16 protein-coding genes are annotated in these 19,381 nt (G+C 48.9%); 13 read left to right on the top strand and 3 right to left on the bottom strand.

Annotated features, from left to right (window positions below; genetic code table 11):
- Window positions 1–380: 380 nt before the first annotated feature.
- Window positions 381–842: a hypothetical protein gene (locus G459_RS28980; RefSeq protein ID WP_051315212.1), complete on the bottom strand. Its 462-nt coding sequence runs from the start codon at window positions 840–842 to the stop codon at window positions 381–383.
- A 361-nt stretch (window positions 843–1,203) separates the two neighbouring features.
- On the opposite strand from G459_RS28980, the gene G459_RS0113510 reads away from it, so the two are divergent.
- The 6 genes from G459_RS0113510 (at window position 1,204) to G459_RS0113485 (ending at window position 8,490) form a co-directional block, all read left to right on the top strand.
- On the top strand, window positions 1,204–2,556 hold the full coding sequence (locus G459_RS0113510) for an anaerobic C4-dicarboxylate transporter family protein (protein ID WP_084454494.1): 1,353 nt from the start codon (window positions 1,204–1,206) through the stop codon (window positions 2,554–2,556).
- A 43-nt stretch (window positions 2,557–2,599) separates the two neighbouring features.
- Window positions 2,600–3,649 carry a type II asparaginase gene (locus G459_RS0113505; RefSeq protein WP_026968133.1) on the top strand — a complete coding sequence of 350 codons (1,050 nt, stop codon included), beginning with the start codon at window positions 2,600–2,602 and terminating at the stop codon, window positions 3,647–3,649.
- A gap of 97 nt (window positions 3,650–3,746) precedes the next feature.
- Entirely contained in the window at window positions 3,747–5,207 is a 1,461-nt protein-coding gene (locus G459_RS0113500) for an aspartate ammonia-lyase (RefSeq protein WP_026968132.1), read from the top strand.
- Window positions 5,208–5,262: 55 nt separating this feature from the next.
- Window positions 5,263–6,474: a porin gene (locus tag G459_RS0113495; RefSeq protein ID WP_026968131.1), complete on the top strand. Its 1,212-nt coding sequence runs from the start codon at window positions 5,263–5,265 to the stop codon at window positions 6,472–6,474.
- A gap of 55 nt (window positions 6,475–6,529) precedes the next feature.
- On the top strand, window positions 6,530–7,858 hold the full coding sequence (locus G459_RS27460; RefSeq protein ID WP_245588187.1) for an OprO/OprP family phosphate-selective porin: 1,329 nt from the start codon (window positions 6,530–6,532) through the stop codon (window positions 7,856–7,858).
- A gap of 77 nt (window positions 7,859–7,935) precedes the next feature.
- Window positions 7,936–8,490, top strand: coding sequence for a TetR/AcrR family transcriptional regulator (locus G459_RS0113485; RefSeq protein ID WP_026968130.1), 555 nt, complete (start codon window positions 7,936–7,938; stop codon window positions 8,488–8,490).
- Between the two features lie 10 nt (window positions 8,491–8,500).
- Here the strand turns inward: G459_RS0113485 and G459_RS0113480 are convergent, their stop codons facing one another.
- Window positions 8,501–9,565 (bottom strand): phosphohexose mutase family protein, encoded by a 1,065-nt coding sequence (locus G459_RS0113480; protein WP_026968129.1) that lies wholly within the window; start codon window positions 9,563–9,565, stop codon window positions 8,501–8,503.
- A gap of 446 nt (window positions 9,566–10,011) precedes the next feature.
- A complete protein-coding gene (locus G459_RS0113475) occupies window positions 10,012–11,853 on the bottom strand; it encodes an AsmA family protein (protein WP_026968128.1) in 1,842 nt (613 codons plus the stop codon).
- A 398-nt stretch (window positions 11,854–12,251) separates the two neighbouring features.
- On the opposite strand from G459_RS0113475, the gene G459_RS0113470 reads away from it, so the two are divergent.
- The 7 genes from G459_RS0113470 to G459_RS0113440 all read left to right on the top strand — a co-directional run bounded on the left by G459_RS0113470 (window position 12,252) and on the right by G459_RS0113440 (window position 19,380).
- The gene (locus tag G459_RS0113470; protein WP_026968127.1) at window positions 12,252–12,959 is read left to right on the top strand and encodes an outer membrane beta-barrel protein; all 708 of its coding nucleotides are present in this window, start codon (window positions 12,252–12,254) and stop codon (window positions 12,957–12,959) included.
- 62 nt (window positions 12,960–13,021) lie between these two features.
- Window positions 13,022–13,552 (top strand): GNAT family N-acetyltransferase, encoded by a 531-nt coding sequence (locus tag G459_RS0113465; RefSeq protein ID WP_051315211.1) that lies wholly within the window; start codon window positions 13,022–13,024, stop codon window positions 13,550–13,552.
- Window positions 13,553–13,738: 186 nt separating this feature from the next.
- Window positions 13,739–14,620, top strand: coding sequence for a sugar phosphate isomerase/epimerase family protein (locus tag G459_RS0113460; RefSeq protein ID WP_245588186.1), 882 nt, complete (start codon window positions 13,739–13,741; stop codon window positions 14,618–14,620).
- Window positions 14,621–14,709: 89 nt separating this feature from the next.
- Complete coding sequence (locus G459_RS0113455) at window positions 14,710–16,071, top strand: Gfo/Idh/MocA family oxidoreductase (RefSeq protein ID WP_026968124.1); 1,362 nt, start codon at window positions 14,710–14,712, stop codon at window positions 16,069–16,071.
- A 12-nt stretch (window positions 16,072–16,083) separates the two neighbouring features.
- Window positions 16,084–17,166, top strand: a complete 1,083-nt coding sequence (locus G459_RS27455) for a DUF6807 domain-containing protein (protein WP_245588185.1) — start codon at window positions 16,084–16,086, stop codon at window positions 17,164–17,166.
- 128 nt (window positions 17,167–17,294) lie between these two features.
- Complete coding sequence (locus tag G459_RS27450) at window positions 17,295–17,669, top strand: helix-turn-helix domain-containing protein (protein ID WP_169725031.1); 375 nt, start codon at window positions 17,295–17,297, stop codon at window positions 17,667–17,669.
- 67 nt (window positions 17,670–17,736) lie between these two features.
- A complete protein-coding gene (locus G459_RS0113440) occupies window positions 17,737–19,380 on the top strand; it encodes an FAD-dependent oxidoreductase (protein WP_026968123.1) in 1,644 nt (547 codons plus the stop codon).
- Window position 19,381 lies beyond the last annotated feature (1 nt).

Raw genomic sequence — 19,381 nt, 5'->3', positions numbered from 1 at the left:
AAAGCCGCCTATCATATTCTCAGGGACAATACCCCTTATAAAGAACCTCAACTCAGGCAGGAGATCATTGATGAACGAAGAAAAGCGGAAATGGAGCGCCTAGAAAAAAGGCTCCAAAAACTTAAATCATTAGCGTCCAACTAGAAAAGGTCGTCTTTTTTTTGGTGGACTATACCCCGAGCATAAAACTGATATCAGACGCTAAGCACCCACAGCTGTTGCCTAAGAGCACGTAGAAAAAACTTTTCTCTAAAGAAAAAACTTAGCCAAAACTGATGTCCTGGAACAACTATGGGGTAAGCTAACCAGACTTTCAGAAAAAAAAACCGGACCTGTTGAGGCCCGGTTGGTTGTGCTAAGTAAAATCGTGGGAAGAGCTTCTACTGCCCGGTAGACTTCTTCTTCTCAAACAGCGGCCGAAGCGCTTCCAGAAGCGGCTTGGCAGCAGCGATCCCTACTTTGACGGCTTGCTTGAGTGTGTTGTAAAACGTCAGCGAGACCGTATAAGCTTCCGAACCGGCGGCGGTATAGGCGACCTTGACCCGGTTGGTGATTTGCTCCAACTCATAAAAGACAGGAGTCAGTGCACGATACGCGTCGAGATCTTTTCGCAGTTCGGGCACATCCATGAAGGGTGGGTTGAACTGGGTATTGGTCTCTGCAAAGTCCAGAGCTTTTCCTACAAAAGGCTCCCGACCATCAGCCATCTTGGGAAGTCCCTCCAGCGTGTCCTGAGAGATATCAGGCAAGTAGGGGTTGAGTTCCGCATTGATGGCTGCGATGTGCGCCCGGACGCTTGCTAGAACTGGTTCCGGGATTACGACTGAAATTAGATTACTCATAAAAATGTGGTTTAGATAAAACAGATATTTAAACAGTAAAAAACTGTAAGCAAAAGGTAGACAGTAATTTGTGAAAAAGCAATACTTAGTATTCGATTTTTAGTTTCCGTCTCGTTGGGGCAGATTTTTGCCCATCTCTTGACCGCTCTCAAGCTGACCTAGACTGACGAATACTTTTCTTCCTTGTTTTTCTCCTCGTGACAAACTATTTGTTTGGACCTGACTTTTGTCATCTTTTATAACGGATGAAATAGTGACTTTTCGTTCTGTATTCATCCATTTTTGAAGAAGGAATTACTTCAAATCGATTGAATTGATTAAGGAAGTTTTACGGAATTGTTAATCCACATCGAGTGACGCTATGATATTTTTACAGTTGGCGGTCGTACTAATCTGCATCTTCGTAGGGGCGCGAATGTCAGGCATCGGGCTGGGTGTGATGGGGATGATCGGCCTGTTGGTGATGATCTTTGCCTTTGACCTGGTGCCGTCTGACCCGCCTTTGGAAGTCATGCTGATCATCATGAGCGTGGTCACTGCGGCAGCGGCTTTGCAGGCTGCAGGCGGCATGGATTACCTGGTGAAGATTGCGGGTAACGTCCTTCGCAGCAATCCGCGGCAGATCACGATCTTGGGTCCGCTGATTACCTACGCCTTTGTGCTTTTTGCCGGTACGGCGCACATCTCCTATTCCATCATGCCGATCATCGCCGAGGTAGCGATCAAGAACCGAATCCGGCCGGAGCGCGCGATGAGCATGAGCGTGATCGGAGCCTACATGGCTATCACCGCAAGTCCCGTCTCTGCGGCGGCGGCGGCGATGCTGACGGTCTTGGCAGCGACGGGGCTGGGGCTTTTTGACATCCTGATGGTGGCCATTCCCGCGACGTTGATTGGGCTGTTTGCCGGGATTTTGTTTGTGTGGAAAAGGGGAAAAGAACTCAGCGAAGATCCCGAATTCCTGGAGCGGATGAAAGATCCCGCTTTTGTTAAAAATTTGGAAGGGAAAAAAGACGCGGCTGACGCGTTGGATGCGCCAGGAGCAGTCAAATCGGTGATTATCTTTTCGCTGGCGGTGCTTTCGGTCGTGATCTTCGGGTCATTTCCTGAGCTATTGCCGCAGTTTGCCGACAATCCCAACTTCAATCCGGGATTTGCGGTGAGTGAAGCCGGTCAGTTGCTGATGCCCTCGATGATCATGATCATCATGCTGGCAGCTACGGGCTTGATCGTCTTGTTTGCCGATACCACTGCCGGCAAAGTCACCAAGGCAAGCCTGTTCTCCTCGGCGGGGCAGGCCACCATCGCCGTGTTTGGCGTGGTGTGGATGAGCAGCACCTTTATGGATAATAATTTCGAAGCGATCCAAGGCACTTTGGGCGATCTCGTGGCGTCGTATCCCTGGTCTTTTGCGATCGCGCTGTTTGTGCTGAGCATGCTGCTCTATAGCCAGGCTTCGACTGCCAAAGCCCTGATGCCATTGGGACTTGCGCTGGGCCTGCCGCCAGCCTACCTCATCGGGATCTTCCCTGCCGTCAACGGTCACTTCTTTATCCCCGGCTATCCGACACTGTTGATGGCCATCGAGTTTGACCGGACGGGCACGACCCGGATCGGTAAATATGTACTCAACCACAGTTTTATGCTCCCAGGTCTGGTCACCACCATTGTCTCGGTGGTTGCCGGTCTACTTCTTCAGTCCTTTCTACTTTAATCCCAACCCACACTACAAAAAGCTTATTTAAAATCTGACACTTATGAAAAAGTTACTCTCAATTTTCACATTAACGGTCCTGGCTTTTCAGGTCTATGCCCAAGAACTACCTCGGGTCATCATCCTGGCAACGGGCGGAACAATCGCTGGCGCGGGCGCTTCTGCGGATCGGGCTGGGTACACGGCAGGAAAAATACCCATTGACGACCTGATTGGAGTCATTCCTTCGGTAAAAAAGATTGCCAACATCTCCGGCGAGCAGATTGCCTCTGTCGGCAGCCAGGATATGACCATCGAGATCTGGAAAAAACTCGCTATCCGAGCCAATGAGATCTTTGCCAACAACGAAGCAGACGCGATCGTGGTGACACACGGTACCGATACCCAAGAGGAGACTGCGTATTTCCTCGACTTGGTGATCCCTTCTGACAAACCGGTTGTATTGACCGGATCTATGCGTCCAGCGACAGCCATCAGTGCTGACGGACCAAAGAATCTCTACGATGCGATCACCGTGGCTATCAACCCTGAAACCAGAGGCCGGGGTGTATTGGTCAGCTTCAACGAAGGGATCTACGACGCCCGCGAAGTGATGAAGATGAGTACAACCAAGACCGATGCGTTTGGCTCTCCCAATACCGGTCCAGTCGGCGCGGCTTACGATGGCAGAGTGGAGTACTATTCTAACGCAGTGCGGGAAGTCAATCCTCCAAAGCCAATCCAATTGACGGCCGACACCAAATTGCCGCGGGTGGATATCGTCATGATGTATGCAGATGCACCCGCAGATCAGATTGACCTGCTGATCAGCAAAAAAGTGGACGGAATCGTGATCGCCGGTGTGGGCAATGGCAACTTCAACAAAGCCTACATGGATGCGGTGAAGCGGGCTGTTGCTGCCGGAATTATCGTTTGCCGTGCAAGCCGTGCGCCTTCTGGCCGCGTGGTACTTCATGACGAGATCAATGACGAGGAACTTGGAACCATCGTTTCCGATGACCTTACTCCTCAGAAAGCCCGGGTGTTGCTGATGCTGGCGCTGACTCGGTCAAAAGACAAGAAACTCCTTCAGGAGGCATTTTTCACTTATTAGTCACTGATCAAATGCCTGTTTTAAATGCGTCCAGATTCTTACTTGGGCGCATTTGATCCGGGTTTTTTTACCGCATTTCAATCCTTATCTCATGAAGATGAAAAGAATATTACCCATAAAAATATTGTCCCTGCTGATGCTGATCAGCTTCCAGTATGGACATGCCCAACAGACTCGAACAGAGCATGATCTCCTGGGAGAAAAGCAGATTCCTGCCGACGCCTACTACGGCGTACAGACGGCACGGGCTCTGGAAAACTTCCCCGTCAGCGGGATCAAAACCAGCTTTTACCCGGACTATGTCAGAGGTTATGCGATGGTAAAGTTGGCGGCGGCCCGCGCCAATGCGGTAGATGGCAGGCTGAGCAAGGAGAAGCTTGCCCTGATCGAAAAAGCCTGCCAGGCGATTATTGACGGGAAATACCACGAGCACTTCCTGGTCGACATGTATCAGGGCGGTGCCGGTACCTCAGCCAATATGAATGCAAACGAGGTCATCGCCAACATCGCTTTGGAGATGGGCGGCTATAAAAAAGGCCAATACGAGATCATCGAACCCCATGACGATCTCAACATGGGCCAGTCCACCAACGACGTCTATCCGACAGCGATCAAAGTCGGCTTGCTGCTTCACAATGACAAGTTGACGGCAGAGCTGGAGAAGCTTTCGAAGTCTTTCCATGCGAAAGGTGAGGAGTTCAAAGACGTCCTGAAGATGGGACGTACCGAAGGTCAGGATGCTGTTCCGATGACTTTGGGGCAGGAATTTCATGCCTTTGGAAATCAGCTGGACGCAGAGATCAAAGGACTCCGCGAGATGGAAAAGTACCTGTATGAGCAAAATATGGGGGCAACGGCTATTGGTACCGGGATCACCGCATCGCCGGGCTATGCGGAGCATTGCGCTACTGAATTGGCCAAGATCACCGGAAAGCCGATGTATCTCAGCAAAGACTTGATCGCCGCGACCAGCAGCCAGCAGGGATTTGTGATGTACTCTTCCGCTTTGAAAAGTACGGCCGTGACCTTGTCCAAGATCAGCAGTGACTTGATCTTCCTCGCCTCCGGCCCTCGCACGGGGATTTTTGAAATCAACCTTCCGGCCCTTCAGCCGGGTTCGTCGATTATGCCAGGCAAAGTCAATCCGGTGATGCCGGAGTTGATGAATCTGGTGACGTTCAAGGTGATGGGTAATGACCTGACCGTTACTTTGGCTGCCCACTCGGGCCTGCTTCAACTCAATGCTTACGAGCCTGTGGAGGCTGTGGCGATCATGGAGTCGCAGGGCTTGCTCTTTAAAACACTTCCACTTTTCAGAACCCAGTGTATCGACGGGATCACGGCCAATGAAGACGTGACCAAGCGATATATCGAGCGAAGTGTCGGGATCGTGACTGCTTTGAATCCGGTCCTCGGCTATGAGAAGACCACCGAGCTGGCAAAAGAAGCATTGGAATCCGGCAAAGGAATCATCGAGCTGATCCGGGAGAAGAAGCTGTTGACAGAGGACGAGATCAAGAAGCTCCTCGATCCGGCGACCTTGACAGGTCAAAAGTAGGAATGCGGTTAATCATCTGAGTTTTTCAAAAGACGGACCTTAAAATGATACTCCTATGAAATCAATAAAAATTACACAATGGATTCTTCTGTTGATGATGCTTCCTACGGCGGTATGGGCACAGAAAACAGAGCGGCAGATGGAAGACAGCACTGACTATAGGACGCTGATTCCGGAAGAAAAGCAGGGGATGCTCAAGAACATCAGCATGATTGCCAACATGAACTTTGCATTCCGCAATGAATTTGTGGACGGCGAGTACGTGCAATCGCGGTTTAGAAATGAGCAATTCCGATTGGAGATCCGTGGACAAGTTCACGAAAAAGTGTACTTCCGTTTTCGGGACCGGTACACCAGAGCTCAGACCTCTGAATCCGTGGACAACATCAGCCGATCGGTGGATTTGGCTTACATCCGGGTGGACCTCACCAACAAATGGAGCGTTTCACTTGGAAAGATGTGTGCAGACTGGGGCGCATGGGAATTTGACTGGAATCCGATCGATATCTATGAATATTCTGATATCGTGGAGTACGCGGACAACTTCCTCACCGGGGTAGGATTTACCTACACGCCAAGTACAAAGAACCAATGGACGTTTCAGGTACTGGATTCCAGAACCAAGACCTTTGAAGAGCTGTATGGCCAGCAACCCAATTTCACAGAATCCAAGGCGCCTTTGGCCTTTGTCGCAAACTGGAGAGGAAGTCTCTTAGACGGGAAGATCAAAACCATCTGGTCTTATTCCCTTTTCAACGAGGCTCAGGACATGACCGGCAATGGTGCCAACATGAACTACATCGCCTTGGGCAACGAGTTTAACTTCAACAAATTCAGGTTCATCTATGACTTCAAATGGAGCGACGAGGAGCTGGATCGGACAGGCGTCGTCAGCGAAACCATTCCAAACGACCTGTACGACTACTCTGTCGGCAACACGCTGTACATCGGTCATTGGGTAAATCTTCGCTACATGGTAAGTCCTAAAGTCCACCTGACTTTCGTCGGAATGCTGGACATCGCTAATTGGAAAAACAGCTTCAACGATCCTGAAAACGCAACAGGAGAGGAGCACATCCGCAATGCTTGGGGATTCATTCCTGCGGTAGAAGTGTATCCTTGGGATGACCTGAACCTGAAGTTTTTCGCAAACTGGGTGGGTCGAAGCTATGACTATTCTGACTATGCGCAGGAGCGGTTTGGCGCAAGCAATTATTCTACAGGAAGATTCACAGTTGGATTTATTTCACCGCTTGGCATCTTCTAAGCGCTGAACGGTCTTTTGCCCGGTGGATGAATTCCTCTTTTAATTTCCGATTAGCGTGAAACTGGTCAATCAAAGTACATTTGTAAACGTCATAAAGCCGTCAAGATCAATCCCCTTATTGGTCTTGGCGGCCTTTTTTTACTGCATTGGGACAGCCCAAGCTCAGGACACGACCACGGTCGTCATCCCGGATGGCACGATGGGAGAGTTTTTAGAGCCGATAGATACATTGGAGAAAGAGAAATTCCCCAAAAACATCAACATCTTCACCGGTCGCTGGTCGAGCTTTCGGATCGGGGTGGGATTTCTGTATGAGTATGCTGGATTTTCACAGGACGAAGACGCCCGACGCCAGATGGATTCGGCGGGAGTGGAGCTGAAGAATCAGTTCAAAGTCCGGGATTTCCGGATTTTTGCCAGCGGTCAACTGACCACTAAGCGAACCATCTCCTGGAAGGTTGGGCTGATGTATGACGGCGCCAACCGGGAATGGCTCATGCGGGAGACAGGGTTGACCATTGCTGTACCGGAGATATCAGGACATATTTTTATAGGGCGAACGAAAGAAGGCTTTTCTCAAAACAAAGTCATGAACGGATACGCAGGATGGACGCTTGAACGGCAGATGGGTTTGGACGTGATTCCGATCCTGGCAGACGGGATCAAGTGGATCGGGTTTTGGCCGGAAAAGAAGATCGTGTGGAATGTCGGGATTTACGACAATTTTTTCTCCAAAAACCAAGGCTTCTCCACCTATGATTGGCAAACGGCGGCCCGCGTGGCTTGGCTTCCAATCTTTGATCCAGAAGGGAAAAAACAATTGCATCTAGGGATGAGCTACCGCTATGGCCGTGTCCATGAAGGTGAGATGCGGGTCAGATCGCGACCTGAGGCCAATCCTGCGCCTTACTTTATAGATACGGATGTGTTCCAAAGTAAATTCTCCAACCATGTCGGTCTAGAGGTGTACTACACCAAAGGAAAGCTGATGCTCGGGTCTGAATACAACTGGCATAAGTTTGATGTGACTGCGGGCGGCAAGGCGCTTTTTCACGGCGGTGATGCCGTGATCAGCTACATCTTCACAGGAGCTTCCCGTCCTTACAGTACGGTGTCTGGAGTCTATTCTTTTGTCCCCGTGAAAAAATCTATCTTCCAAGGCGGATGGGGAGAGATTGAGGGTGTCCTTCGGGTTTCCAAACTTGATCTTGACGGCGGCGCGATCTACGGAGGCGAGTTTTGGAGACTTACCCCGATGGTCAACTGGTACCTGACCAAATATCTGAGACTTGAGGTTGCGTATGGATATGGTGTGCTGGACCGGTTTGATCTGAAAGGCGGGACGCAGTTTTTCCAAACCAGAATCCAGCTGGCCATCCTTTGAGCGCGGGGAATGCAGTGATTTGATTACGTATTTTGGATTCAAATTTGAAAAAGTGGTATTTAAACTATGGGTTGATTATGGCTTTAAAAGCGGATAGTTCGAAGATGTGGTTGGATTTGGGCTACGAATTGTTTTCCGAGGAAGGTCATGAAGGACTGCAGGTGGAGCGACTTTCCCGGATTTTGGGAAAGAACAAATCCGGCTTCTACCACTTTTTCAAGAGCAAAGAGATCTATCTGGAAAAACTGATGCAGATGCACGTTGAAAAAGAAGAAACCTTGATCCCCAAATTTACCGGGCTTCCAGAGATCAGCGGACGATTCTTGGATTTGTTGGTTGACAACAAACAGACGATCCTCTTTCAGACTCATCTCGTCAAAAACCGGGAGACGAAGCTCTTTCAAGACACTTATTTCCAAGTCAACCGAATGATCGAAATGGCTGTCCAGCCGATTTGGGTGAAGTATCTCGGGGTTTCCGATGAGGTGGCGATGAAGTACTGGAGGATCATCCGCGACACGTTTTATGCACGGGTGACTTCGAAGACCTTTAACCAGGTTTGGTTGTCGGAGTTTATGGCCGAAGCCAAATCGATCCTGAGGAATGCTCAAAACGATTCGGCTTCGGCTTAGTTGTGCTGGATCAATTCTCCAGTCCCAATCGGTTGATTTCGGAGAGCAGCTTGATCACACGCTGATCAAATTGCGTGTTGAGAGTGTTGAAGTCATCCTTTTTGATCAGTTTACCCTGCGAGGTAAAAAAGAAATTGATCTTTTGCTCGGTCGGGAAGATCAAGATCTTGGAGTTGTTGCCCAACTGAATCTGCAGGGCGTTGGCCGAAGGAGACTGTGAGGAAACGATCCGTCCGCTGAGCAGATTTTTCATGGTGCCGTTGCTAAGGTCTTCAATGCTGATGATCTCAGTCATGCCCAGAGTCAAAGGCGGCTTCTTTTTCAGACGGGCGATGATCTTCTTGAAAAACACTTTCTGGGAAGGCTCCTCGATGGAAACCGCCAGGTTTTTCTCGCGCTGAAAACCAAAGTCGTTATAGATAGTGATCAGGCTGTCAAAAAGCGTCTTGTTTTCCATCTTCGCTTTTTTGGCAGCTTGAACAAGGCGCGAAAGCAAGTAGCCCAAGCTATCGTTTTGTCCTTTGAGGATAATCTCCTGATTTTCTGAGATAAACAAGGTTTCGGAGGTGTCCGACTCCTGGAATGACTCCTGCTCCATCAAAGGAGACGGGAGGGTCGCAATCGTGGTGATCGGAGCTTCTTGTTTTGCAAAAAGCTTCTCCAAGAGATCGGTGATGAAGATGGACTTTTTGGCACTGAGTGATCCGTGGTTTTCCAGCAACAGCTTGGCAAGGATCAGGGAGGTATGATGGATGTTGAGCAGGATGAAGTTGCCGGTCATCAGTTTTCTGACACCCAGGGTAAACTTGTCCAATGTGGAGTCTACGGCTATCACGAGGTCAACGCCGGCTTTGTCAGCTTCGTCAAAGACGGGCTTGAGATGACGGAAAGTGAAGGTGTCTTCCAAGCCGCTGAGCGGTTGGGCGATTTTTTGCCAGATCACGTCCACTTCAAGGTTTGCAAGCTTGGCTTCCAGCTCGGCCCTAGGCTGATCTGAAGTGACTAATACTTTCAGTCTCTCGGTGTTGCTTGGGATTTGCTCTTGAATTTGTTCGTTCACGGCACTGCTAGTCATCTTTTGTTCGTTTTTGTTGTTTGGTAATTCAAGAATTAAACGCTCAATCGGGCATTTCTAATCCGATAGCCAATTGAGCTGGGCTTCCGGGCGTCGGCTACTTCCGCCTGGATGATTGGTACTGAAGTCCAATCTTTGGGTTCTGATTCTGGGTGAAAGTTAGGCAGATTCGATTCGTTATTCGAAGTGAAAATCTGACTTCACTGTTACTTACGGTTCAGGATTGGATCAGGTCAAAAAATCATTCAGATAAGAACCGGCTTCAGTGAATTTTGTTTCTGTCCAAAGGTAGTAAAAAAAGTCCAGACAGAATAATGTTCTGGAAAAATGCCTTAGAAGTACGTAATAGTTAGAATTGATGAGTGCATCTATTCGCTCCGCAATCGATAGCGTGGTCTTGCTAATTTTTCCAAAGCAGCCTCACAGCCCGACTTTTCGGCACCTTGTCAGTTCTTTTCCTTTTTCGCTTCTTTTCGCGCTTCCCTTTTCACTTCTTTTTTGAGGTGGTTAAACTCCCGACGGTTGTTTTTGGACATGATCATCGTCTCTTTCATGCCGTCGAGGGCTGATTTGATTATCAGATTGACGAAGCCTTTGTTCATGTCTCTTTCTGCAGTGAACGCTACCGTTCTTTCGGGAGCCGTCTCTGAAATAGGGTTTTTGGATATCAGGGCGGTGTTGGCTCCGAATGTCACGACCGAGCTTTTCCATTTGGCCTGCTCCTTGAGTTGGAGATCTATGGCGAGATCGTGGTAGAGAAATTTCATTGTCCCGGTCGCCGCGGTACGGGTAGCAATTCCTGTGAAGTTGATCTCATCGGCTACGCCGCTTTTGATTTCCGCAGGAGTATACGCCTTGATGATGGGGTTGAGGTGGGATAGCTCGAAGGGTGACAGCCGCCCATGAAAGGAAAACTGGGGTTTGCTGTAGCTGAATTTCAGGTTCAGGATCGTTTCGACTTTTCCTGCAAGATAGGCGGTGGCACTGAGCTCAAGCTCTTCCTCGGGAGCGAGATTGGTGATGTTTTTCACCTCCACTGTTCCGTTGTTGATGTGGACTTTTGCGGTCGTGCCGTCCGGCTTCCTTTCCTCGTTGATCAGGTTGACATGGGTCACTTTGACTGATTTGATGAGCAAGGGAGTTTCAATCTTGGCGACGGTCTGCCCAAGGTATTCCGGGAACTTGTTCATGTCCTTGGGCTTGGTGTTGTCCTTGTAGATGGACGCCGATACGCTGTCCAGCAATACCTCATCGATAAATATCTTTTCTCCATACATCAGGGAATCAAAATTCATCCCGAGGATGGAAAGTGAAGCGACAGTTCCCGAAAAATCGGCATGTTGATGCTGGTAATTTTTTTGAATCTCCGCGTTGGTTCGGAATGGTTTGAAACTCATGCCTTTCAGCAGGATGGACCGGTCTAAGTAGCCAAGCGTAAAGACGTCCATCTGCAGGTGAAACATGCTGTCCTTGGTATAGACGTCCAGCGAATCAATTCCCGTCTGCATGTCTCTGAACTTGAAGATCAGGGTGTCCAGGTTTTTATGGACATTGATTGAATCAAACATCAGCCTGAAATCCCGGAATTTCGCGTGCTTCATCGGTCCGTCGTTGAGATTGCCGGTGAATTTTTCCAGGGAAATATCGATGTTTTTGAGGGAGTAGATGTCCTTGCCTTCCTCTTGATCGATGAGTAGTCCGTGGAGTGAGACATTGAAATTTTCGATGGTGAAGTCTCGCTGTTTGATCGAGTTGACTACGTGAAACGACGCGTCTACCAGTTCAAATTCGTTGAGGAAATACGATTCGAGCGATCTCTTTTTGCCAGCTTCCTCCGAGGACTTAGAAGGTTTGAAGGGAAACAGGATCGGGTTGGAACCGTTGACGTCCAGTTCCAGGTTGGGCTTTTTGATCGAGATTTTGTCCAAAACGAGTTCATGAAACTCCAGCAGCCGTCGTATATCCACGTGTTCCAAGACGAGACTTTCGGTACGCATCCGGATAAAGCTGTTGATGTAGGGATAGTCTGAAGTTGCACGGGGTTCAAATGATACATTGTACACACTGATGCTGCCCTGAAGCGGATTTAGCCTCAGGTTCTCAAATTTCAATTCGTAGACCTCAGACATGAGACTCGATTCGAATGACTTGCTTAGCGCTGTGGAGAGAATTTTATTGAAATTGAAATAGATAAGCGTCCCTGCGACAACGATGATTATGCCTACGGCAGCCAGAATTTTCTTGGCAGTCGACCACTTCTTTTTCGGGGCACTCGAGGCTGAATTCATAGGTTGGTTCCCATGTTTGGGATTTCAGATCGCTGATTTTTTGTGGGGGCTATCTATCCTACGATAAATGCTGGATGGTCTTTTCCTGAGTCGAAATAGATTTACATGGATCTGCCAAATATCATGGTAATCTTTTGGGACTTACACCACTCCAAGTTAAGCTAATTATCGTGGGTAAATAGGAGTAAAATAGATTTGAAGAGTGATTTTGAAGGTGTTTTTTCAAAATTTTAGGCGACTTGTCAACTTCCGAAAAGACAGGTTTCAGCCGGAGACCTGAAGCACACGAACGGGGCCATGGCAGTTCGACCGATTTGGCTCCCCTGTAATTTGAGTCGAGTTGATTGTCCAGGCTGAGGATTCAGCTAACTTAGGACCTTACTTTGGTTTCAATCCCGATGAAAAAAATCTTACCGGCTTTCCTTGTTTTGTTTTTCCTGTCTTTCACTGCCCAAGCGCAGCTGCTGATTGTCGCGATTTTCGGAGATCAGCTTAACTCTGGAAAGATCGAATTTGGTCTTGACGGCGGTTACAACCGCACTTGGTATTTTGCCAGGGAAGACGCCAAGGGGCTGAACAATTTCAATCTGGGCTTTTTCTTTCATATCAAGATGACGGAAAACAGCACTGGATTTATCTCCACCGGAGTGCATGTCAAGTCCAATGTCGGAGCGAGCGGCATGCCTACCTATCCCATAGGTGATCCAGACTTTGACGATGTATATGCGGATGGAGAGCTGACTACCAAGGTGAATGTCTTCTACGTGCCGATCATGTGGCAGCAGCGGTTGGGAAAGATCTATGTCGAAGGGGGCATCCAGCCGGGTATGCGGGCCAAAGCCTTTGACTATTTCAAAGTGAATGACTACGGCGGGGAACTGGAATATAAGAGAGACGTCCGGGATGATTACACCAGGCTGGACTTTGGAATGGTTGGCGGCTTGGGATACAGGCTCAAAGACGCACCGGTCAGCGCCAGCATTGGAATGAACTTTTACCAAGGGGTAGTAGATGTCTACAAACCAGAGTCTTATGATTTGAAAAATTCCAGTCTTTATGTCTATGCCCGGATTCCCATCGGAGCTGGAGGCGGAGGCGACAAGTAATCGGTGCCCGAAAAGGATTTTGGATGGATTTCCCTAAAAAGAGCGTTTAAACATTCAGAGAAATGGATGCTAAAATCAGAGCGAGCCGCGCCGAGTATTGGCAAGAGATCCTTGAACTGTATCAAATGGCCGCTTCGATTCCCGGAGGACTTGCCAGGATGTCGGACGAGATCTCAAGTGGATACGTCCGAAATTTTTTGAAAAAATCCCACGAAGATGGACTCAGTCTGGTGGCCTTTGAAGGCATGAAAATAATCGGTGAAATTCATGCCTATCCCTTGGAGCCGAAAGTCTTTTCGCATGTTTTTTCAGAGTTGACCATCGTCGTCCACCCGGAGTATGTGGGCAAAGGAATCGGAAAGGCTCTTTTTTCAGCGTTTTTGGAAGAGGTCGAAACCAATCGTCCAGACATTCTTCGTGTAGAACTGATTGCCCGTGAAAGCAACCGAAAGGCCATTTCGCTCTATGAGTCGTTGGGATTTAAGCAGGAAGGAAGGCTTGAAAAGCGGATCCATTCCGGGGATGGAACCTTCGAAGCGGACATTCCGATGGGTTGGATCAATCCGAAATTTGCAAACCCGTCAAGATCCTGAATAGGAGTAGGTTTTAGGGTTGGGATCTTCAGCTTTTGATTAAAGAGGTAGGGGAGTTTTACCGCTTTTACTTTCTCTAATCCACATCAGACTAGCCTCAGTGTTATTTTTTTGTCTAAATCGATTGCGGAGAATTTGTAACAGCTTTTCAGGGTCCGGTCCGTTTTTATCCTTATTATTAAACCTATGATGGACAAGGACTTTTCAAGACGGGATTTTATCCAAAGAAGCATTGCAGCCGGATTTGGCTTGGCTGTGCTCCCTTTAATTCCCGCATTTGCCAACCCGCTGAAATCCGGGATGAAGCTGGGTTTGGTCACCTATGAGTGGGCCAAAGACTGGGATCTCGCGACACTGATCGCCAACTGTGAGAAAACCGGAGTGCTCGGGGTGGAGCTTCGCACCCAGCATGCACATGCCGTGGAGACCGATCTATCGGCTGCCCAACGTGCCGAAGTGAAGAAGCGTTTTGCCGACAGCAAGGTCACTTGCCTAGGTTATGGCAGCAACTACGAGTATCACAGCCCGGATCCCGCCAAACTCAAGGAAAACATCGACGGGACGAAAGAATACATCAAGCTCTGTCATGACATCGGAGCGACCGGGATCAAGGTCAAGCCCAATAACCTTCCAGAAGAGGTTCCCGCTGAGAAAACGATCGCTCAGATCGCTGCCTCTTTCAATGAGGTTGGGAAGTTTGCCCAAGACTACGGCCAGCTGATCCGGGTGGAAGTGCACGGACATCTGACGCAGAATATTCCCAACATGAAAGCAATCTTTGATCAAGTGACCGAGCCAAACGTCAAGGTCTGCTGGAACTCCAATCCGGAGGATCTACTTGCTCCGGGATTGGAGGAAAACTTTCACGCCCTAAGCAAATGGTTTGGAGATACGGTACACGTCAGGGAATTTAATGTGGGAGATTATCCCTATCCGGAGCTTTTTAAGCTGTTCAACGGGATCAATTACGATGGCTGGATCCTGATGGAAGCACGTACCAAACCGGATGACCGCGTGAAAGCCTTGAAGGAACAATTGGAAATTTTCAACAAGCTGGTAGCCCAATAATGCTCTTGAGTGAGTATTAAATAGTGGAATCAGCGAAGTTGGCAGCATAATCTATGCGGCCTTTTTAAAAACAGTAAACCCCGAAAACTATGAATTCAGATAACTCGAGAAGAGACTTTTTGAAAAAGTCAGCCCTCACCACGGCGGGTGTCGGTCTGGGTGCTTTGGCTTTCCCGGCCAGCAGCTACAGCAAGATCCTCGGTGCCAATGACCGTGTAAATGTCGGGATCGTCGGTTTTTCCAGCCGGGCAAAAAGTGCGTTGATTCCAGCGATGCTGAAGCATTCCAAGGAAATGAACTTTGAATTCACCGCAGTGTCCGACCTGTGGAGCAGAAGAAGAGAAGAAGCGGTAGCTTATGTCAAAGACAAAAGCGGATTGACCATTGCCACTGCCAGAAACAATGACGAACTCTACGACCGCAAAGATGTCGACGCGGTGATCGTCAGTACGGCGGATTTCCAGCACGCCTTGCATTGTAAGGAAGCGGTAGAAGCTGGCCGTGATGCTTATGTTGAGAAGCCTTTTGCCGAAACAATGGCGGACGCCCGAGCAGCCAAGGAAGCAGTACTTCGCACGGGAAAGATCGTACAAGTCGGCTCCCAGCGAAGAAGCGGAGCCAATTATCACGCGGCAAATCAATTTATCAAAGACGGTAAGTTTGGCGATATCGTCGCCGTGGAGATGACCTGGAACGTCAACCAACCCGGAAGATGGAGATTGCCAGAGTTGACCAAGCAGATCAGAAAAGAAGACACCGACTGGGATCGCTTCCAGATGAACCGCCCGAAGACAGAGTGGGATCCCCGTAAATATTTAGAGTTTCGATTGTTTTGGCCGTACTCATCCGGGATTCCCGGACAGTGGATGGCTCACCAGATCGATACGGTCCACTGGTTTACGGACATTCCTCACCCAAGAAGTGTGGCTGCCAACGGGGGAATTTACCTTTGGAAAGATGGCCGTCAGAATTTTGATACCATGACCGCAGTATTCGACTACGGGCCGTTGGATGACAAGTCCAAAGGCTTCCAGGTGATCTATTCTTCGAGATTCACCAACGGTGCCGGGGGCACCAAAGAAATCTACTATTCCAATGGAGGTGAGTTAAATCTCGACACCAACCGAATCACACCTAACGGCGGACTCAGCGAGCGAAATGCCCAATCTATGGGGATGAAAGCCAACTTGCTGCCGGACATGGCTTTGGGTGAAGTAGTCAAAACCGAAACCGGCGCCGACACGGGGGTGGACGATCTGACATCTGCCCACATGAGAAACTGGATGGATTGCATCCGTAGCCGCAAGAAGCCAAACGCCGACGTCATGGCCGGCTACAATCATTCGATTGCCAATATCATGACCACTGCCGCGCTGAGAACAGGCCAGTTTGTGACCTTCGACGAGGAGAAGCAAGAGGTCTTGGCTGGTGGTAAAGTTTTCCAATACTAAAATCAATTAATTATGATAAGTCAACTGAAGGCTGGGATTTTCGCCAGTCTATTGCTCATTCCCTTTTCTGATTGGTCAGAAGCGAATAAAATGTCAACTATCGAACCCCCAAAGAAAGCCGATGCTGTCACCTTCGTAAGAAAGGATGCCGAGAAAAAAGTGGAAGTCCATGTGAACGGGGAGCTTTTCACCGCATATCTCTATCCGACTACCATCGACAAGCCAGTCCTGTATCCGATCAAATCCGCAAAAGGGAATGACATCACCAGAGGCTATCCGCTGGCTCCCCGTCCGGGAGAGCGGGTCGATCACCCTCACCATATCGGACTTTGGTTTAACTACGGCGATGTCAATGGTCTGGACTTCTGGAACAATTCGGACGCAATCCCCGCTGATAAAAAGGATAAATACGGTTCCATTGTTCATACTGGCATTCTCAAGACCAAAGAAGGCAAAGACAAAGCTGAGCTGGAAGTTGGGATGGATTGGGTGACTTCCACAGGAGAAGTTTTGCTTAAGGAAAAGACCACCTTTGTATTCAGCGTAGAAGGAAATAAGCGGATCATTGACCGGATCACCACTCTAACAGCACAGTCAAAGGAGGTCGATATGACCGACAACAAAGAAGGCATGCTGGGTATCCGTGTCGCCCGCCAGTTGGAGCATCCGTCTGACAAGCCGGAGATCTTTACCGATGCGGCGGGAATCGCTACGGCTGTTCCGTCGCTGAACAACGAAGGCGTGACAGGAATGTACCGAAGCAGCGCGGGAATAGAGGGAGACGCAGTTTGGGGTACTAGAGGTAATTGGGTGGATCTTTCCGGAGAAATCAACGGAGAGAAGATCGACCTCGCAATCATTGACCATCCGGCAAATCCGGGATTTCCCACCTATTGGCATGCGAGAGGTTACGGCCTCTTTGCCGCAAATCCACTCGGGCAAAAAGCCTTAAGCAATGGCAAGGACGAGCTGAACTTCAAGATCGCGCCGGGCAAATCTGCTACATTCCGATACAGGATTGTCGTGGATTCTGACGGAGATGAAAGCGATGAGAAGCTGAATCAGGAATTTGAAGCCTTCAGCAAGATAAAATAAACATAAGCAGAATGGAAGGGAGGGAGTTTTTCCTCCCTTCTTTTTTGGAATCACTAAATGTTTCCCGAAGATTTTTTATGCTGTTTAACCAAATTATAGAACTCATATTGGCTGTAAGAATGGGAACTATGGCAAATAACTACACGCTCATAAAGAATGCAGATCAATACAAGGAATATTGTATTCAGCTGGACGACCTGTTTAATGGGAACATCACCGAGCAGGTGCAGGATGAAATTGACTTGCTTACCCTTTTGATTGAAAAGTATGACGAGGACCAAAATTCTGTTCAGGAAAGCGACCCTATTACCCTGCTTCGCTCTTTTATGGTTGACCACCAAATGAAAGCTCAGGATTTGACAGCAATCCTGGGTATCAGCAAAGGATATGTTTCCGATATCCTAAATTATAAAAAAGGGCTATCCAAAGACGTAATCAGGAAGCTCGCTGATTACTTCAAAGTAAGGCAGGAAGCATTTAACCGTCCGTATAATTTGCTGTAAAGATACTTGCAGTCGGTTCCTTTTCTACTCCCCATTTCCTAAATTTTTGAACCCAAAATCAATCCTTATGAAATTTTTGTCCAGCCTGATCATCATCGTCTTTTCGACCTTCTTTGTTGCAACATCCTATTCCCAAACCTATCAAGCCGATATCATCATCTACGGAGGAACTTCCGCTGCGATTACGGCAGCAGTTCAGGCGAAGAAGATGGGGAAATCGGTGTTGGTCGTCTCTCCAGATAAGCACCTCGGCGGGCTTTCGGCCGGTGGTTTGGGCTTTACCGATACCGGCAACAAGGCCGTGATTGGCGGTTTGGCTAGGGAGTTTTATCACCGATTGTATCTCCACTATCAGCAGGATTCGGCTTGGAAGTGGCAGAAGCGTGAAGAATACGGCAACAAAGGACAGGGTACACCTGCCATTGACGGTGAAAGCCGGACGATGTGGATATTCGAACCTCATGCGGCAGAGCGGGTTTTTGAGGATTTTGTGAAAGAGAATCAGTTGGAAATTCATCGAAACGAATGGCTAAACCGCGAGTCCGGAGTGAAGATGGAAAATGGAAAAATTACCTCCATCCAGACTCTTTCGGGCAAAGTCTATTCTGGAAAAATCTTCATCGACGCAACCTACGAAGGCGATCTTATGGCCGCCGCCGGGGTGGATTATCATGTTGGCAGGGAAGCAAACGCGGTATATGGTGAGAAATGGAACGGCGTGCAAGTGGGCGTCTATCAGCATGGGCACTACTTCCAGGACTCGATCTCTGCCTACAAGATACCCGGCGATCCGGCCAGCGGGCTTTTACCTGAGATTTCTCCAAATCCTCCCGGCAAAAACGGAGAAGGGGACAAGCTGCTTCAGGCTTACAATTTCCGCATGGCTTTGAGCAGAAATCCCGCTAACCGGGTTCCTTTTGCGAAGCCGGCTAACTACGATCCCGCACGCTACGAACTGTTGGCCCGGGTGTATGCAGCGGGTTGGACGGAGACTTTTGACAAATACGATCCGATTCCAAATCTCAAGACGGACACGAATAACCATGGGCCGTTTAGCACCGACTACATCGGAAAAAACTACGACTATCCGGAGGCAAACTACGCGCGCAGAAAGGAAATCATCAAGGAGCATGAAGACTACCAGAAGGGCCTCCTTTACTTCCTCGCCAATGATCCGCGGGTTCCTGAGGACGTGCGAGCTGAGATGGCCAATTACGGTCTGGCGAAGGATGAGTTCGTAGACAACGGCAACTGGCCGCATCAGATCTATGTGCGCGAGGCGAGAAGGTTGATCGGAGCCTATGTGATGACCGAGCATGATGTTTTGGGTGCCAAACAAGTTCCTCAACCAGTTGGAATGGGTTCCTACTCGTTGGATTCCCATAATACCCAGCGTTTTGTGACCCCGGGAGGTTTTGTCCAAAACGAGGGCGACATCGGGGTTCACCCCAAGCAGCCGTACTCGATTTCTTATGGAACCTTGATTCCCAAGAAGGAAGAATGTACCAACTTACTGGTGCCCGTCTGTGTGTCCAGCACCCATACCGCTTTTGGATCGATCCGGATGGAGCCGGTCTTTATGATCTTGGGACAGTCAGCGGCCGCAGCTGCTTCACTTTCGATTGATGGAAAGATCGCCGTACAGGATTTGGAGTATGAAAAGCTGAGGAAGGTTCTTTTGGAGGAAAAGCAGGTGTTGGAGAATCAATAAA

This window comes from Algoriphagus terrigena DSM 22685, assembly GCF_000429445.1.
GTDB classification, from domain to species: domain Bacteria; phylum Bacteroidota; class Bacteroidia; order Cytophagales; family Cyclobacteriaceae; genus Algoriphagus; species Algoriphagus terrigena.
Note: the sequence above shows the minus strand (reverse complement) of the source record. Positions and strands in the feature narration are given on the sequence as shown.

Bases quoted from the DNA above. Each gene is read 5' to 3' on its own strand.
- G459_RS0113470 (WP_026968127.1), top strand. From the start codon at position 12,252: ATGAAAAAAATCTTACCGGCTTTCCTTGTTTTGTTTTTCCTGTCTTTC.
- G459_RS0113455 (WP_026968124.1), top strand. From the start codon at position 14,710: ATGAATTCAGATAACTCGAGAAGAGACTTTTTGAAAAAGTCAGCCCTC.
- G459_RS28980 (WP_051315212.1), bottom strand. From the start codon at position 842: ATGAGTAATCTAATTTCAGTCGTAATCCCGGAACCAGTTCTAGCAAGC.
- G459_RS0113500 (WP_026968132.1), top strand. From the start codon at position 3,747: ATGAAAAGAATATTACCCATAAAAATATTGTCCCTGCTGATGCTGATC.
- G459_RS0113475 (WP_026968128.1), bottom strand. From the start codon at position 11,853: ATGAATTCAGCCTCGAGTGCCCCGAAAAAGAAGTGGTCGACTGCCAAG.
- G459_RS0113460 (WP_245588186.1), top strand. From the start codon at position 13,739: ATGATGGACAAGGACTTTTCAAGACGGGATTTTATCCAAAGAAGCATT.
- G459_RS0113480 (WP_026968129.1), bottom strand. From the start codon at position 9,565: ATGACTAGCAGTGCCGTGAACGAACAAATTCAAGAGCAAATCCCAAGC.
- G459_RS0113505 (WP_026968133.1), top strand. From the start codon at position 2,600: ATGAAAAAGTTACTCTCAATTTTCACATTAACGGTCCTGGCTTTTCAG.
- G459_RS27455 (WP_245588185.1), top strand. From the start codon at position 16,084: ATGATAAGTCAACTGAAGGCTGGGATTTTCGCCAGTCTATTGCTCATT.
- G459_RS0113495 (WP_026968131.1), top strand. From the start codon at position 5,263: ATGAAATCAATAAAAATTACACAATGGATTCTTCTGTTGATGATGCTT.
- G459_RS27450 (WP_169725031.1), top strand. From the start codon at position 17,295: ATGGCAAATAACTACACGCTCATAAAGAATGCAGATCAATACAAGGAA.
- G459_RS0113465 (WP_051315211.1), top strand. From the start codon at position 13,022: ATGGATGCTAAAATCAGAGCGAGCCGCGCCGAGTATTGGCAAGAGATC.
- G459_RS0113440 (WP_026968123.1), top strand. From the start codon at position 17,737: ATGAAATTTTTGTCCAGCCTGATCATCATCGTCTTTTCGACCTTCTTT.
- G459_RS0113510 (WP_084454494.1), top strand. From the start codon at position 1,204: ATGATATTTTTACAGTTGGCGGTCGTACTAATCTGCATCTTCGTAGGG.
- G459_RS0113485 (WP_026968130.1), top strand. From the start codon at position 7,936: ATGGCTTTAAAAGCGGATAGTTCGAAGATGTGGTTGGATTTGGGCTAC.